We start from the raw sequence: 16,595 nt of genomic DNA, 5'->3' as shown, positions 1-16,595 counted from the left end.
AGCCCGTTGGGCCGAATGCTTTGTCATGAGCATGGCTAAACAGGTGTTCTTGCGCTGCGCTCGCGTCCGCTCCGCACGGGTTCCGCGCGGCGCCTCGCGTGCTCCGACGGCTGTGCGCCCACCCCCCGCAACGCACCACCGACGAGGAGGACCCTCAATGTCCGTGCGTCACACCCGCCGGAAGCTCGCCGGCCTCAGCGTGACCGCCGTCGCGGCCCTCGCGCTCGGCGCCGCCGCCGCGTTACCCGCCTCGGCCGCAGACGGCGGCGCGCTCGGCGCCATCGAGAACGCGGGCGCCCCCGGATCCGTCTCCGGCAGCTACATCGTGACCCTGAAGGACTCCGCCGCCCGCTCGACCGCCGACAGCGGCAAGGCCGTCGCCAAGCGGTACGGGGCGAGGATCGACCGGACCTACAGCGCCGCCCTCAACGGCTACTCCGTCGAGGTCTCCGAGACCCAGGCCAGGAAGCTCGCCGCGGACCCGGCGGTCAAGTCGGTCGTGCAGAACCGGGTCTTCACCATCGACGGCGCCGAGGGCACGCAGCCCAGCCCGCCGTCCTGGGGCCTGGACCGCATCGACCAGCGCGCGCTCCCGCTGAACCAGAGCTACACCTACCCGGACAAGGCCGGCGAGGGCGTCACCGCGTACATCATCGACACCGGCGTCCGCATCACCCACCAGGACCTCGGCGGCCGCGCCTCCTACGGCTACGACGCCATCGACAACGACAACACCGCGCAGGACGGCCACGGCCACGGCACGCACGTCGCCGGCACCGTCGCGGGCAACTCGTACGGCGTGGCGAAGAAGGCCAAGATCGTCGGCGTCCGCGTCCTCGACAACAACGGCTCCGGCACCACCGCCCAGGTCGTCGCCGGCATCGACTGGGTGACGCGCAACGCCGTCAAGCCGGCCGTGGCGAACATGTCGCTCGGCGGCGGCGCCGACTCCGCGCTCGACACCGCCGTGCGCAACTCCATCGCCTCCGGCATCACCTACGGCGTCGCGGCGGGCAACGAGTCCACGGACGCCTCCACCAAGTCCCCGGCGCGCGTCGCCGAGGCCATCACGGTCGGCGCGACCACCAGCACCGACGCGAAGGCCAGCTACTCCAACTACGGCAGCATCCTGGACATCTTCGCGCCGGGCTCCTCCATCACCTCCTCGTGGGGCACCGGGGACACCGCCACCAACACCATCTCCGGCACCTCGATGGCCACGCCGCACGTCGTGGGCGCGGCCGCGCTCTACCTCTCGCAGAACCCGGCGAGCACCCCGGCCCAGGTCCGCGACGGCCTGGTGAACGCGGCCACCCCGAACGTGGTGACCGGCCCCGGAACGGGCTCCCCGAACCGGCTGCTCTACGTCGGCGCCGGCGGCACCGTCCCGCCCGGCCCGAAGTTCGAGAACACCGCCGACTACGCGATCAACGACAACGCCACCGTCGAATCGCCGATCACCGTCAGCGGGGTCTCCGGCAACGCCCCGGCGACGCTGAGCGTTCCGGTGGACATCAAGCACACCTACATCGGCGACCTGAAGGTCGACCTGGTCGCCCCCGACGGCACCGTCTACACCCTGCACAACCGGGCCGGCGGCAGCGCGGACAACATCATCAAGACCTTCACCGTGAACGCCTCGGCGGAGGTCGCCAACGGTGTCTGGAAGCTCCGCGTGAACGACAACGCGAACATCGACACCGGGAAGATCGACTCCTGGGCGCTCCAGTTCTGAGGAACCGGGGCACCGCAGGTGCGTGAGCGGTGAGCAGGGCGGGGGCGACCGGAGAGGCGGTCGCCCCCGCTGCGTACTATTCGCGCGTCCGTTCGCGCCCCGTGATGGAGTCCGCCCCTGTGAGCACCCCGCCGATACCGCCCCCCGGACCGGGCCACCCCTGGGCCCCGCCCTCCCCGCAGCCCGGGTGGGGCCCGCCGCCCGGGTACGGGCAGCAGCCGCCGGGGCTCAACGGATTCGCGCTGGCCTCACTCCTCGTCGGCCTGCTGTGCCTGCCGCCGCTCGGCATCGTCTTCGGCGTCGTGGCCCTCGTGCAGATCGCGAAGAAGGGCGGGACGGGCAAGGCCCTGGCGATCGTCGGCCTGGTGGTGTCGGTGCTCATGACGGGTGTCGTGGCCCTCTCCGCGGACCGGGTCGCGACGGCGGTCCGCCACCGGCTGGAGTCGGTGAACGAGCTCACCGACGTGGAGGGCGACCTCGCCGACATCGACCGCCTGGTGGCGGGGGACTGCTTCAACGTCCCGCGCGGTGACCTGATGGACGAGCAACCCCTGATGTACAAGATCGACTGCGAGCAGGTGCACGACGGCGAGGTGACGGCGGCGAAGCTGACGGACCCGAAGGCGCCCGTCGAGTCGGCCGAGGCGGAGCGGGTCTTCGAGGACGAGTGCTGGAAGGCGCAGGACGCGTACGCGATGGACACCTGGGCCCTGCCCCCCTTCGCGGAGATGTTCTACTTCGCGCCCTCGCGCGAGTCCTGGAGCCAGGGGGACCGGCGCCTGCTGTGCGTGATCGGGACGACGGACGAGGACCAGCGAGGCAGCCTGCGCCAGGACGCCGGATCGCTGAAGCCCGAACAGGCGGCCTTCCTGCGGGCGGCGAACACCGCCGAGTTCGTCATGAGCCGGCCCCCGGCGAAGGAGCCCGACGAGGCCCTTGCCGAGCACCAGGCGTGGGCGCGGGATGTGTCCGCGGCGCTGGGCGAGGAGGCCAGGGTGGTGAACGGCCACACGGCCCTGCCGGGGATGGAGAAGGCCGCCCGGGCGCAGCTCGGCGAGATCGAGGCGGCCCGCGCCCTGTGGCAGCGCGCCGCGCAGGCGAAGACGGCTTCGGACTTCGGCAAGCAGTGGGACCGGGCGATGGGGGCGATGCTGCCCGAGACGGAGCAGGCGCTGCGCGGGGCGTACGGGCTGTCCACGCGGATCCCGCCGTGGCTGGAGGAGCACCCGGACGACTCGGAGCCGGACTCGGGCCGGGGGCCGTCGCGCGAGTCGGCATGAGCGGTGCGGGCCGGGTGCGGGCCGGCGCTGGTCGGGGCTGGGCGGGGGGCCGGTCGAGCCGCGCGAGGCCTTCTCCGGTAACGCGCGGTAACGGGTTTGGGTGACCAGGCTTCATCACTTCGAGTGAAACTCTGGCCCTTGCTTGCGGTTTTCAACCGTCGGTTGCCAGGGTGTGGCTGTCTGTCAACCTGATGGGAGTGGCCAGTGACTTTCGGTGAGCAGCCGGCCTATCTGCGCGTGGCCGGGGATCTGCGACAGAAGATCGTCGACGGTTCCCTGCCCCCGCACGCCCGGCTCCCCTCGCAGGCCCGCATCCGCGAGGAGTACGGGGTCTCCGACACCGTGGCGCTGGAGGCGCGCAAGGTCCTCATGGCGGAGGGCCTGGTCGAGGGCCGGTCCGGGTCCGGTACGTACGTACGGGAACAGCCGGTCCCGCGGCGGGTCGCCCGCTCCGGCTACCGCACGGGCGGCGCGTCGACACCGTTCCGCCAGGAGCAGGCGGACGCGGGCGCGCGGGGCACGTGGGAGTCGAACAGCGAGCAGACGGGCGCGCCGACGGAGATCGCGAAGCGCCTGGGCATCGAGCCGGGCGAGCGGGTCATGCGGACGCGGTACGTCTTCCGCGACGCGGGGGAGGCGATGATGCTGTCCACCTCCTGGGAGCCGCTCGCCGTGACCGGCCGGACCCCGGTGATGCTGCCCGAGGAGGGCCCGCTGGGCGGCTCGGGGGTGGTGGACCGGATGGCCGCGATCGACGTCGTCGTGGACAACGTGGTCGAGGAGGTCGGCGCGCGGCCGGGCCTGGCCGAGGAGATCCAGCTGCTGGGGGGAGTCCCGGGGCACGTGGTGCTGGTGATCAGCCGCACGTACTACGCGTCGGGGCGCGCGGTGGAGACGGCGGACGTGGTCGTCCCGGCGGACCGGTACCGCCTGTCGTACCACCTGCCGGTCCGCTGACCGCTGCGGTGCGCGGGTGCGCTTGAGGACGCGGCGCCGCCGGGGCTCCGCCCCGGACCCCGCTCCTCACACGCCGGAGGGGCTGGATGTGCCCCCGTCTTCCCGTAGGTGCGGCGCCGCTGCCGGGGCCTCGCCCCTGCGGGCGGCTCGCACGTGCAGGCTTACGCCGGCCACGATCCAGCCCCTCCGGCGTGTGAGGAGCGGGGGTTCGGGGGCCGGCCCCCGACAATGGCGCCGCACCGGACAGCGGACAGGGGGTCCGGTGGGTGTAACCCGCAGGTAACGGCCAAGGGTGACGGGCCGTCACATGCGCGGCCTACCTTCCGGCGGTATGACGGACACCGCCACCAGCACCCCCGCCCCCGCGAAAGCGACCCGCAGCTACGCGAAGCTCGCCGCCGACGAGAGCCGTGAGGACTACTCCCTCAGATACGCGCCCCACTCCTTCCGCCGCTGGGGCCCCGGCACCGTCGCCGGCACGGCCCTCGGCGGGATCGCCTACCTCGCCGACTTCGCCATCGGCGCGTCCATCGTCTTCGCCTACGGGTTCACCAGCGGCGCCGCCGCGATCCTGGCCGCCGCCCTGGTCATCTTCCTGACCGGCATCCCGATCGCCCGCGCGTGCGCCACGTACGGCCTGGACATGGACCTCGTCACCCGCGGCGCCGGATTCGGGTACTTCGGGTCCACCCTGACCTCGCTCATCTACGCCTCGTTCACCTTCATCTTCTTCGCCCTCGAAGGCTCGATCATGGCCCAGGCCATGCACCAGGCGGTCGGCCTGCCGCTGGAGGCCGGCTACCTCCTCACCACCCTCGTGGTGATCCCCATCGTGTTCCGGGGCATGGGCGCGCTCGCCAAGGTGCAGGCCTGGACCCAGCCGGTCTGGCTGATCGGCCTCGTGCTGCCCTTCGTGGTGCTCGCCTTCCACGCGCCGGAAGCATGGGGCGCCTTCGCCGACTTCGGAGGGACGGAGGGCGCCGGGTCCGGGTTCTCCTGGATCGGCTTCGGTTTCGGGACCGGCATCGCGCTCTCCCTCATCGCGCAGATCGGGGAGCAGGCCGACTACCTGCGGTTCATGCCCGCCAAGACCCCCGCCAACAGCCGCCGGTGGAACCTCGCCGTGCTCGCCGCCGGCCCCGGATGGGTGATCATCGGTGCGGCCAAGCAGCTCGGCGGCGCGTTCCTCGCCTTCGTGGCCCTCGAAGCGGTGGGCCGGGCGCACGCCCTGGAGCCGATCGCCCCGCAGATCGAGGCCCTGCGCCCCTGGCTCGGCGGCCTCGCGCTGCCCGCCGCCGCGCTCTTCGTGATCGTCTCGCAGATCAAGATCAACGTCACGAACGCCTACAGCGGCTCGCTGTCCTGGTCGAACTTCTTCTCCCGCGTCACCCACCGCCACCCGGGGCGGGTCTGGTACATCTTCCTCAACCTCGGCATCGCGCTGACGCTGATGGAGCTGAACATGTTCGCGATGCTCGGCAAGCTCCTGGGCTTCTACTCCAACGTGGGCATCGCCTGGATCGCCGCGGTGGCCGCCGACCTCGTCATCAACAAGAGGCTCGGACTCAGCCCGCCGTACATCGAGTTCAAGCGTGCGTACCTGTACGCCGTCAACCCGGCGGGTTTCGGCGCGATGGTGATCGCCTCCACCGTCTCGATCCTCGCGTTCTTCGGACTGTTCGGCACCTACGCCGAGGCCTTCTCCACCTTCATCGCGGCCGGCCTGGCCCTGCTGCTGTGCCCGTTGATCGCCTGGCTGACCAGGGGGAAGTACTACCTGGCCCGGCCGAACACCGTGAACGGGCCGGACGCCGAGGCCGGCGACGTCACCGCCACCCACGAGTGCGCCGTCTGCGAGACGGCGTACGAACTCCCCGACATCGCGGACTGCCCCGTCCAGTCGGGCCCGATCTGCTCCCTCTGCTGCTCCCTCGACGCGACCTGCGGGGACGTCTGCCGCAAGGCGGGGGCGGGGGGCGGCGCCGTGGTGCTGCCGATGCCCTCCGTGCGCTCCGCACGCCCCGTCTGAACCGGCGCGCACGGCCCTCTCGTACACATGGCCGGATGAGTACGCCCGCGAGGTACCTCTTCGTGAAAAACCGTATCCGCTCAGTAAAGGTCGGGCGTAAGCTCGGGCATATGCGCAATGCGGTTTCCCGGGCAGATACGTCGGCGGAGGGTGAAACGCGATGAACGACAGCGGTGCCCTGCTCCCGTGGCTGGTCATACGTCAGGACGACAACGGCAACCGCTACCGGGTGGGCCGGTATCCCACCCGGGCCGAGGCCCAGAAGGTCGCCGACAGTCTCGACGACCGAGGACACAAGCAGCTCTACTGGGTCGAGCGGGTCGGCCAGACCGCCACGACGAACTGAGCACGAGCACCGGAACCTCCGGTGTCGGCATAGGCTCCGCCCATGACTGTACGAGTGGTCGTGGGCGGAGCCCTTTGTCATGAGGGGCGCCTGCTGGCCGCCCGCCGAAGTGCGCCGCCGGAGCTCGCCGGACGCTGGGAGCTGCCGGGCGGCAAGGCCGAGCCGGGCGAGTCCGTCCCCGAGGCGCTGGTGCGCGAACTGCGCGAGGAGCTCGGTGTGGAGACCGAGCCGCTGGAGCGGATCCCGGGGGAGTGGCCGCTGAAGCCCGGCCTCGTACTGCACGTGTGGACCGCGCGGTTGCTGTCCGGGGTGCCGGCGCCGCTGGAGGACCACGACGAACTGCGCTGGCTCGGGCCGGAGGAACTGGACTCGGTCGACTGGCTCGACCAGGACCGGCCCGCGGTCGCCGAGGCCGGCCGCCGGCTGCGGGGCGCCAGCGGGGCGTGACCGGGGCATGACCGGGGCGTGAGGGGGGGCGCGACCCGGGCGTGACCGGCGGCGCGACCGCCGACGGGCCCGACGGGGGGCGCGTGACGCTCGCGCACTGGGCCGTCTGCGCCACAGTGCGCCGGTGGGCGGGGGTCGGGTGGTACGACGCCTCGAATATCGGGTATGTCGCTATTAGTCCCTATCTCGTCCCTCTTTCGTCACAGACGAACCGGACTGGGGTCGCTGATGGCCCGGGAAGTGATCGGCGTGATCGACACAGACGGTGAGCGTGCCGAATGGGCCTTCCCCGCCGAGCCAGGTGCCGTCCGCACCGCCCGTCACGCCGTGCGCGGCACCCTCAGGGACTGGGGCCTGGAATCCGTCGGCGACGTGACCGTCCTGCTGGTCAGCGAGCTCGTCACCAACTCCCTGCGGTACGCCTCCGGCCCCATCGGCGTCCGGCTGGTACGGCAGGATCAAGCCGCCGCCGGCCCGGCGGGCGGGCCCGCACTGCTCGTGGAGGTTTCCGATCCGCTTCCGGATCCGCCCCGCGAACGGGTCGCGCAACCCGACGACGAAGGGGGCCGCGGCCTGCACCTCGTCGCCGCCTCCTCACAGCGCTGGGGGACCCGTCACGGGAAATCGGGCAAGACCGTGTGGTTCGAGTTGGCTCTTCCTGGTGAGTAACAAGGTGAGATCACCTGACGTGGCTCGAAACTAACGGGACCTTTTTGTGATCGTGAACGCCGTGCCGAGCAGGGCCGTGGTGCTGAATACTGCGGTCATGGCCGGTCCGGTTGCGGTGAGCTGGAGGGGACGGTCGCGTGAGCGAGATACCTGCGCAGGCACATCAGACCAGTGTGCCTCGCGAGACATGGCACGACGCCCTGTGGCACAGCAGTCCACCTGGCTCGATATATGACTACATAAAGGTCGCATCGTTCTCGATCGGGCCGGACGGGCTCATCGAACAGTGGAGCCTGCGCGCCGAGGAACTCTTCGGGCTGCCCGCCTCCCAGGCCGTGGGCCGGGACCCCGTCGACGCCTTCATGCCGCCCGAGCTCCGGGCCGACGCCCACCGCCGGGTGTCCGAAATCCTCGACGGCAAAGAGTGGACCGGCCTGATCCCCTTCCGGATCCCGGGCGGGGGCGGCGCGCACGGAGTCGCCGAGATCTATGTGATGCCGACCCAGACCGAAAGCGACGAGCGGGCCGCGCTGTGCGTCGTCGTCGACGTACGCGCCCTGCGGCGCATTGAATCCGATCTTGCAGCTTCACAAGCAATTTTCGGCCAATCTCCCTTCGGCTTCCTCCTCTTCGGCACGGACCTCACCGTGCAGCGCGCCAACCGCCGCTTCGCCACCGTCTTCGGGGGCGCGGCCGAGGAGCACCGGGGCCGGACCGTCCACGACTACCTGCCGCGGGACGAGGCCGACCGGATGGCCGAGGCCCTGCGCCGCGTCCTGGAGACCGGGGACTCCGTCACCGACCTGAGGATCACCGGTGCGGCCCCCGGCAGCCGGGAGAACCGGCACTGGTCCATCAACCTCTACCGCGTGCACGGCGGCAGCGGCCGGCCCATCGGGGTCGCCGGCATCGGCACCGACGTCACCCGCCGCCACCTCGCGGCCCGCGAAGCCGCCGGAGTGCGGCGCAACCTCGCCCTGCTCAACGAGGCCGGGCACCGCATCGGGAACTCCCTCGACCTGGAGACCACCGCCCGCGAGCTCCTCGACGTCACCGTGCCCGGCTTCTGCGACCTGGCCGCCGTCGACCTCTACCAGGCGCTCCTGCTCGGCGACGACGACCGCCCCGCCCGGCCGCAGGGCCCGGGCGTGCCCAGCCTGCCCGGCCAGGGGCCGGGCCGCGCCCCGTCCGCGGCGCTGCGGCGGGTCGCCTTCGCCTCGGCGGTCTCGGACGCGCCGCTGTCCGGACCGGGCGCGCTGGTCTCCGTGGGCGAGATCCACCGCTACCCGGCCGCCTCGCCGGGCGCGCTCGCCCTGCGCACCGCGCGGCCCCGGCTGATCGAGGGCGGAGGGGCGGACGACCTCGTGCAGTCCACGCTGGTCGTGCCGCTGGTCGCGCACGACACGGTGGTCGGGCTCGCGCAGTTCTCCCGTACGAAGGGCAGCGAACCCTTCGGCGAACGGGACCGGGCGGTCGCGGTGGAACTCGCCGCACGGGCCGCCGTGTGCATAGACAACGCCCGGCTCTACCGGCGCGAGCACGAGCGGGCGCTGATACTCCAGCGCAGCCTGCTGCCCCCCGGCGACCCGGAGGCGGCCGGCCTGGACATCGCCTGCCGCTACCTGCCGGGCAACGCAGCCACCGAGGTCGGAGGGGACTGGTTCGACGTCATCGAGCTGCCCGGGCACCGCACCGCGCTCGTCGTCGGCGACGTCATGGGCCGGGGCCTGCGGGCCGCCGTCGCGATGGGCGAACTGCGGACGGCCGTACGGACCCTCGCCCTGCTCGACCTCGAACCGGCGGAGGTACTGGCCGCGCTCGACGAGATCGCACGCGGCCTCGGCGCCCCCGGCGGTTCCCAGCAGGCCTCCCGGGCGGCCCTGCACTCGCGGGACGCCGACCGCTCGGAGGTGTACCTCGCCACCTGCGTGTACGCCGTCTACGACCCGGTGACCCGGCGCTGCACCATCGCCAACGCGGGCCACATGCCCCCGGTGCTGGTGGAGCCCCCGGACGAGGCCGGCAAACCGAGGCCGGCGCTGCTGCTGGAGGTGCCGCCGGGCATGCCGCTGGGGGTGGGCGGCGAGCCCTTCGAGGAAGTCGAGGTCGAACTCCCCGAGGGCGCCCTCCTCGCCCTCTACACCGACGGGCTGGTCGAATCCCGCGACCACCCGCTGGAGGAGGGTCTGCGGGGCCTGCGCGAGGCCCTCGCCGACCCGGTCCGCCCGCTGGAGGACGTCTGCGACCACGTCCTGAACACCCTCGACACCCGGCACGGCGAGGACGACATCGCCCTCCTCATGGCCCGGGTGCAGGGCCTGCCGGTGGACGCCGTCGGCGACTGGCAGCTGCCGAGGGAGGCCCGCTCGGTGGGCCGCGCCCGGGAACTGGCCCGCGCGAAACTCCCGGCGTGGGGCCTGGAGGGCCTGCTGGACACCACCGAACTCCTGGTCAGCGAGCTCGTCACCAACGCCCTGCGGTACGGGGAGGGAGAGATCAGACTCCGCCTGCTCCTCGACCGGACCCTCGTCTGCGAGGTCTGGGACGCGAACCTGGTCCAGCCGAGGCGGCGCCGGGCCCGCGACACCGACGAGGGCGGCCGGGGCCTCCAGCTGGTCGGCCTGCTGTCGGCGGGCTGGGGCACGCGGCGGACCCACCGGGGGAAGACGGTCTGGTTCGAACTCCCCCTGCCGGGGGCGACGGCTGAGGCGGTGGCGGAACTCTCCGCGGAGCAGCTCCTGAACATGTACGGCTGAGCACCGCTGCGGGCACTTTCAGCCCGTCCGGCGTTTGAGGACCGGGGTCCGGGGCGGAGCCCCGGGGAACCGGGGGCACCTCCCAGCAGTAGCTGGGGGAGGAAGGGAGGGTAGGGGACCGCTCCGCGCAGCGGATACCCCCGCCCCCCGGGAGGGTCAGGCGGCCCGCCCCTGCTTGAGCGCAGCGAGCCTGGCCTCGATCTCCGAGGTCTTGCCCAGGTCCTCCAGGGACTCGAACTGCGCGTCCAGGGAGGAGGCCGCCAGCTCCTGCTTGCCCATCGCCATGGCCTCCTCCCGCCGTACCTTCTCCTCGAAGCGCGACAGCTCGCTCGTCGGGTCCATGACGTCGATGTTCTTCACCGCGTCCATCATGGTGTTCTGCGCCTGCGCGGTCCTGGCCCGCGCCACCAGCTCGTCCCGCTTCGCCTGGAGCTCCGTCAGCTTGTTCTTCATCGAGTCCAGGCCCGCCTTGAGCTTGTCCACGACCTCCGTCTGGGCGGCGATCACCGGCTCCGCCGTCTTCGCCTCCTTCTCCGACTGCATCTGGCGGCCCAGCGCCACCTTCGCGAGGTTGTCGAACTTGTCGGCGTCCGCCGCCGACCCCCCGGCCCGCAGCTCGTCGCCCTTCTTGCTCGCCGCGAGGGCCTTGGTGCCCCACTCGGCGGCTGCCTGGACGTCCTCCTTGTGGTCCGCCTCCAGCATCCGGAGGTTGCCGATGGTCGTCGCGACGGCCTGCTCCGCCTCCGAGATGTTGTTCGTGTAGTCGCGGATCAGCTGGTCCAGCATCTTCTGCGGGTCCTCGGCCTGGTCCAGCAGGGCGTTGATGTTGGCCTTGGCTAGCTGGGTGACGCGGCCGAGGATGGTCTGCTTGCTCATGTGGGCCTCTCCTGTGGGGTCCTGACGGTCCGAGTGCCGAGTGCCGAGTACCGAATGCCGATTGCCGATCGGCCGATTGCCGAACGCAGTTCAGAAGCGGCCCCCGCCGCCCATGCGGCCGCGGGTTCCGCCGCCGCCGAAGGAGCCCGGGCCGCTGCCCCCGCCGCCGAACCCCCCGAAGCCGCCCCCGCCCCCGCCGCCGAAGCCCCCGCCGGCCCCGCCGCCGCGCAGGATCTCGCCGAGGATGATCCCGCCGAGCACCGCGCCGCCCCGGCCGCCGCTCCCGCCGCGCCCGCCCGCGTACCGGTCCTGGTACGCCCGTACGTCCGCCTCCGCGAGCTCCTGCGCCTGCCGGGCCATCGCATCCGCCTGCTGCGCCTCCGCCAGCGCCCCCGCCGGGTCCGACGAGGACAGGGCCGCGGCCCGCTCCAGGTGCCGCCCCGCCTCCGCCAGCCGGGTGCGGGCCCGGCTGCCGACCGCGCCCCGGGTGGTGGTGACGTAGTCCGTCGCCGCGCCGATCGCACTGCGGGCCGAGAGCATCGCCTGGTCGAGCAGGGCCGCCGCCCGCTGCCGGCCCGACTCCTGCTCCCGCGCCCCGGCCAGGGCCGCGTCGAGGGCCGCGTCGGCCTCCTCGATCCGGCGCAGGGCGTCGATCGGGTCGTACCGGCCGGCCTCCTGTTCCTTGTGGACGTCGGCCAGCACCGCCTCGGCCCGGCCGATCCGGCCGCGCAGGTCCGCCGTGGACGTGCCCTCCGCAGTGCCGGTCAGCAGACCGCGCGCATCCGCCAGGTCGGTCTCCGTCTCGCTCAGCGCGCCCGGCAGCTTGCCGGCCGCCTCCGCCAGCTCCTGCGCCCGCCGCTCGACCGCGTCGACCAGGGTCGCCGCCTGGTCGACCGCGCCCTCCGCGGCCCGGATGTGCACGGCCGCCTTGCCGTTGTCGCCCGCGTCGAGGGCCGCGTGGGCCAGGCCCAGGCTGGTCGCCGTGAACACCTGCCGGTCATTGGCCTGTGCGGGGTTGGAGGCGACGGGCGCGGCCGCGGAGTCCGCGTACCGCCGCGTCAGCGCGGTCAGCGTCGCCTCCGCGGTGACGGTGCGGCCGGTGAGCTCCAGGTAGCGCGCCTCCACCGTCGCCAGGGCCGTCGGGGCGTTCTTCTCCAGGTCCCGCAGCCGGTCGAAGTCCGCCGACTCGGCGTCCAGCCGCCGGTTCGCCTCGGTGCAGCGGGCCACGATCTCGTCGAGCATCCGGCGCCGGGTCGCGTCGTCCTCCGGGTAGGCGTCGTCGAGCTGCTGGCGCAGCCGGAACGCGCTCGTCAGCTCGCCCTTCGCGTACTCCAGGGCCTGCGTGAAGGGGCCGACCGCCTCGTCGCCGAACTCGGCGGAGGCGAAGCCGAGTTCCTCGGTGCTCGTACGGACCGCGTCGTCGGTCTGCACCAGCAGCGCCTTGGCCTGCGCATCCAGTTCCGGCAGCGGAAGCCGGTCCGGCGCCCCCTCGGGCCAGCCCGGCCCGGTCGTCGTCCCCCGGCCCGCCCGGCCCGAGGCGCCGCGCTTGCGGCGGGTGTACGCGTACACCCCCAGCGCGCCGGCCGCGCCGACCACGACCACCGGGAGCACGAAGTCCCCGGCGCCGCTCTCGCCGCTCGCCCCGCCCCCGGGATCGGCGGGGCCGGGGGTGATGGTCGGCACCGGTACGGGCTGCCCGCCGAGCACCGCGTCGTAGCCGTTCGCCGCGCCGATCGCCGCGCCCGCCCAGTCGTTCTGCCTCAGCGGCGGCTCGATGGCCGTCCGGGCCACCTCCGCGAGCTGCTGCTCGGTGAAACCGGAGTCGACGGCGGCCGAGTAGGCGTACTGGCGGGCCCCGGTGGCCACGGCCAGCAGGACGTCGTCCTGGCCGAGCCCGTTCTTCTCGGCGGTGGCGTCGGCCCAGCCCTGGGCGGAGCGCCCGGAGAAGTCGTGCACGTAGGTGACGAAGAGCTGGATGCTGCGGTCCGCGTAGAGCTTGTCCAGCGCCGCCGCGACCTCCGCCTTCCGGTCGCCCAGCGCCCCGACGCGGTCGGTGATCTGCCCTTGCTGCGACAGGGTGACGGGATCCTCCGCCCGCGCGGGCGGGGCCAGCGCCACGCCCCAGCCGCCGAGGGCCAGCAGCGCGGCGGCCAGGGCGAGCAGGGCCCGTACGGGTATCTCGCTGGTCGGCTTCCTTGTCGGCTTGCTCTTCGGCGGTATCACATTTGGGAGCGTATGGGCGGTTTCTCGACCCCGCACCCGGAGCCACCCCCGGCGAGCGGCCCGGCGGCGCCGACACCCGGTCTCAAGGCAAGGCGATCGAGGTGAGCTCGGGCAACGGCAGTACGACGACGTCTCCGTGCAGCACCGCGCCACGGTGGCTGATGCCGGGATGTTCCCAGTGCCAGCGCGGTTTGCCGGTGGCGAGGTCCAGGCCGGTCAGGAACCCGGTCCCGGGCTGACGACGGAACAGACCGGAGTTGCCCACCGCGGACTTCACGTACAGCAGGCCCGCGCGGGTACCGAGCAGTTCGAGCACACAGCTCCGGGAGCCGCCCGGTCCCGCGAGCCGTCGGCGCCACAGCTCCCGGCCCGACTCCGCGTCGACGGCGACCACCGAGTTCGCCCGCGTCTGCGGGTCCGCCCATGCCGCGTAGACGGCCCCGCCCTCGGCCAGGAGGCCCGGGGCGGGGACACCCAGCTCGATGCTCCACAGCGGCAGGCCCGTGCGCTGGTGCAACGCGTGCAGCGTACTTCCGGCCAGCACGTGGACGGGGCCTACCGGCACGCTCGCAGGGTGCGCCACGGCGTGGTCCGGGCCGCCCCGCGGCCACAGGAGGGCGCCGTTCCGCAGGTGCAGGCCCGTCAGGCCCGCCCGCTCCGCCAGGACGAGACAGTCCGGGCCGGGGGTCATGCCCGGCGTGCCGTCGAACGGCCCCTGATACCGCCACGCCTCCTCCCCGGTGGCCGCGCCGAGGGCCGTCACCGCCTCCCGGCCCGCGTAGAGCACCAGGTTCCCGGCCGTCGTGAGCCGCGCGGGGTCCGACGGGTCCGCGACGGTCTCCCCGGGCAGCTCCCGCCACCAGCGCACCCGGCCGTTCGACGGCTCCCGGGCCAGCAGCCGCACCCCCGGCCCGTCGCGCCGCTCCACGGCGACGCACACGGTGCTCCGCCCGGGATCCGTGGCCAGCGCCACCGACGTCGGCCCGGACAGCGGCTGTGCCGGAACCCCGGCGTCGGCGGCCGCCATCCAGAGCGTCGCCCCGTTGGCGATCCGTACGGAGCCCACCACACCCCCGGCCAGCCAGGCCACGCCCTCCCCGGCCCGGCTCACGGACCCAGGGGCCGCCGAGGTGTGCCACCGGCGCACGCCGGACAGCCCCTGGAGCCGCGCGGAGACCGGGCGAGGCGGGGCATCGGCCCCGGAAGCGGCCACGGGGGCGTGCTCCGGCGCGGTCCCGGGGTCCGCGGCCACCTCCGCGAGCCAGGGCGCCGACTCCCCGGCCACGCACTGCCGGGCGATCCGGGCCAGGGTGTGCGCCCGATGGGGGCCTTCGGGGTGGGCGGCCCGTGCCGTGGCGGCCCGCTCCCGGGCCGTCGCCGGGTCCAAGGCGGCGCGGGGGCCTTCCGCGAGCCGTCGGCGGGCCTCGGCAAGGGCCGCCGCGACCCCCTCGATCTCCGGGTCGCGGGTGCCGGCGTCGAGGTCCGCCCGCAGCATGTTCTCCGCCTGGCCGCGCAGCCGCTCGGCCTGCACGAGCTGCCCCCGCTCGGCCAGCCCGGCCGCCGTCTCCCGCAGCTCGGCGGCCCGTTCCCGGGCGGCCAGGGAGAAGGTCTGCCCGGCGCGTTCCAGGGCCGTGGCGGCGCCCTCCGGGTCCCCGGCGGCGGCCCGGGCGCGGGCCGCCCGGGCCTGGGCCAGAGCCCGCGCCCCCGGGTGTCCGATTCCCTCCGCGAGCCGCAGCGCGGCGGGCAGGTCCCGGGCGGCCACCGCCCCGGCCGCGTCCGACTCGGCGGCCGTCCGCACCCCGGCGTCGTGTATACGGGACAGGTATTCCTCGGTGCGGACGGGTCCGGTGCCGGTACGGGCGGCGGATACGGCCGCCCGGGCCAGGACGCGGTCCATTGCCGCCTGGCCCCCGATCTGGTGCAGGGCCAGGTGCATGCCGCGCTCGGGGGCCACTGCGGCGAGCTCCTCGGCCACCTTGCGCAGTGGCCCCTCGCGGTTCGAGCCGAACACCGTGAACAGCGCCTGCTGGGCATCGTCGAGCACCCGTGCCGTGCGGGCGGGGGCGTACCAGGAGGTCTGCCGGGCCAGTACCGTCAGCAGAGTGGCGACCCGCGCTCCGTCGCTCCCGCCGTCGGTCCAGGCGCAGCGCTCGGCCTCGGCGAGCAGCCGGCCGGCGAGTGCGGCGTCGAAGCGCGCCGCGGCGTCCGCGGCGACGGCCAGGGACTTCACCCGCAGGTCCCCCGAGCCGGGCGCGGCACGCAGCGAAGCCTCCGCCTCTGCCAGCAGCCCACGAACGAACTCCCGTACGAGCTCGGGGGAGTCCGGCGTGCCCAAGACGGGCGGAGGCCCGTACGCGCCGACCGCGGGGCCGGGGTCCCGCGAGGTGCCGGCATCGACTGCCGTCGGGACGTACGCGGGAGCACCGCCCGCCCCGATCAGCCCCCGCAGGGTCCTGCCGGTGCTCTCCGCCGACTCCGGACGGTCCGTGGGAGCCTTCGCCAGCAGGGACAGCACCAGCCGGTTCAGTGCGGGGGCCAGGCCCGGCGGGCGTGGCGCCTCCTCCACCTGCCGGTGCATCAGGACGTACGCGTTTTCGGCCAGCCCGAACGGCGGCTGACCGGTCAGCAGGGCGTACAGCACGCACCCCAGCGCATACAGATCGGACCGCGCGTCCACGTGCCCGCCCAGGCACTGCTCGGGCGCCATGTAGGCGGGCGTGCCGATCGCACGGCCCGTGACGGTCCAGCCCACCGTGGCGTCCGAAGAGTGGGCGATTCCGAAGTCGCAGATCTTCACCCGCCCTCCGGGCAGCAGGAAGAGGTTGCTCGGCTTCAGGTCCCGGTGCACCACGCCCTGCTCGTGGGCGGCGGCCAGCGCCTCCGCCGTCTGGGCGGCCAGCCCGAGCGCGATGTCGACGGCCAGTCCGCTCCGAGCCCTTGCCAGCACCGACGCCAGGTCCTCGCCCGCCAGCAGCTCCATCACGATGAAGAGCCGCCCGTCCTCCTGTCCCACGTCGTGCACGACCGTGATCCCCGGGTGCTGGAGCCGCGCCCCGATCGTGGCCTCGCGCCGGAAACGGGCGGCGACCTCGTCGCCCGTCACCGCCTCCAGCAGAACCTTGACCGCCACGGGCCGGTCCAGCGCGTCGTCGTGCGCGCGCCAGACCTCGCCCATGCCGCCTTGCCCGAGCCGCCGGTCGAGCCGGTACCGGCCCGCCAGCACATCTCCCACCCGCACCGCGAAGACCCCCTGACATTACGTCAAATGACGTTCTCC

General features: G+C 73.5%; 11 protein-coding genes. 8 read left to right on the top strand and 3 right to left on the bottom strand.

The features are described from left to right. Window positions 1–157 precede the first annotated feature (157 nt). From ACIGFK_RS05710 to ACIGFK_RS05675, 8 genes are all read left to right on the top strand, one after another. Entirely contained in the window at window positions 158–1,735 is a 1,578-nt protein-coding gene (locus ACIGFK_RS05710; RefSeq protein WP_386468931.1) for a S8 family peptidase, read from the top strand. Window positions 1,736–1,854: 119 nt separating this feature from the next. Then, window positions 1,855–3,015, top strand: coding sequence for a septum formation family protein (locus ACIGFK_RS05705; protein ID WP_400050679.1), 1,161 nt, complete (start codon window positions 1,855–1,857; stop codon window positions 3,013–3,015). A 204-nt stretch (window positions 3,016–3,219) separates the two neighbouring features. Then, window positions 3,220–3,972, top strand: coding sequence for a GntR family transcriptional regulator (locus ACIGFK_RS05700; protein ID WP_376659333.1), 753 nt, complete (start codon window positions 3,220–3,222; stop codon window positions 3,970–3,972). 331 nt (window positions 3,973–4,303) lie between these two features. Then, a complete protein-coding gene (locus ACIGFK_RS05695) occupies window positions 4,304–6,001 on the top strand; it encodes a purine-cytosine permease family protein (protein WP_400050678.1) in 1,698 nt (565 codons plus the stop codon). Between the two features lie 160 nt (window positions 6,002–6,161). Then, window positions 6,162–6,347, top strand: a complete 186-nt coding sequence (locus tag ACIGFK_RS05690) for an SPOR domain-containing protein (protein WP_376659335.1) — start codon at window positions 6,162–6,164, stop codon at window positions 6,345–6,347. 42 nt (window positions 6,348–6,389) lie between these two features. After that, a complete protein-coding gene (locus tag ACIGFK_RS05685; RefSeq protein ID WP_376659336.1) occupies window positions 6,390–6,794 on the top strand; it encodes a (deoxy)nucleoside triphosphate pyrophosphohydrolase in 405 nt (134 codons plus the stop codon). A gap of 240 nt (window positions 6,795–7,034) precedes the next feature. Beyond that, window positions 7,035–7,463, top strand: a complete 429-nt coding sequence (locus tag ACIGFK_RS05680; protein WP_376659338.1) for an ATP-binding protein — start codon at window positions 7,035–7,037, stop codon at window positions 7,461–7,463. Between the two features lie 173 nt (window positions 7,464–7,636). Next, window positions 7,637–10,219 carry a SpoIIE family protein phosphatase gene (locus ACIGFK_RS05675; protein ID WP_400050675.1) on the top strand — a complete coding sequence of 861 codons (2,583 nt, stop codon included), beginning with the start codon at window positions 7,637–7,639 and terminating at the stop codon, window positions 10,217–10,219. Between the two features lie 156 nt (window positions 10,220–10,375). Here the strand turns inward: ACIGFK_RS05675 and ACIGFK_RS05670 are convergent, their stop codons facing one another. From ACIGFK_RS05670 to ACIGFK_RS05660, 3 genes are all read right to left on the bottom strand, one after another. Continuing rightward, complete coding sequence (locus ACIGFK_RS05670) at window positions 10,376–11,095, bottom strand: PspA/IM30 family protein (protein ID WP_376662015.1); 720 nt, start codon at window positions 11,093–11,095, stop codon at window positions 10,376–10,378. A gap of 90 nt (window positions 11,096–11,185) precedes the next feature. Continuing rightward, window positions 11,186–13,318: a TPM domain-containing protein gene (locus tag ACIGFK_RS05665; protein ID WP_400050673.1), complete on the bottom strand. Its 2,133-nt coding sequence runs from the start codon at window positions 13,316–13,318 to the stop codon at window positions 11,186–11,188. An 82-nt stretch (window positions 13,319–13,400) separates the two neighbouring features. Continuing rightward, the gene (locus ACIGFK_RS05660; RefSeq protein WP_400050671.1) at window positions 13,401–16,556 is read right to left on the bottom strand and encodes a protein kinase; all 3,156 of its coding nucleotides are present in this window, start codon (window positions 16,554–16,556) and stop codon (window positions 13,401–13,403) included. Between the last annotated feature and the right edge of the window lie 39 nt (window positions 16,557–16,595).

It is taken from the genome of Streptomyces sp. NPDC085524 (assembly GCF_044541755.1).
Classification (GTDB): domain Bacteria; phylum Actinomycetota; class Actinomycetes; order Streptomycetales; family Streptomycetaceae; genus Streptomyces.
This window is presented reverse-complemented; position numbering and strand designations above follow the sequence as displayed.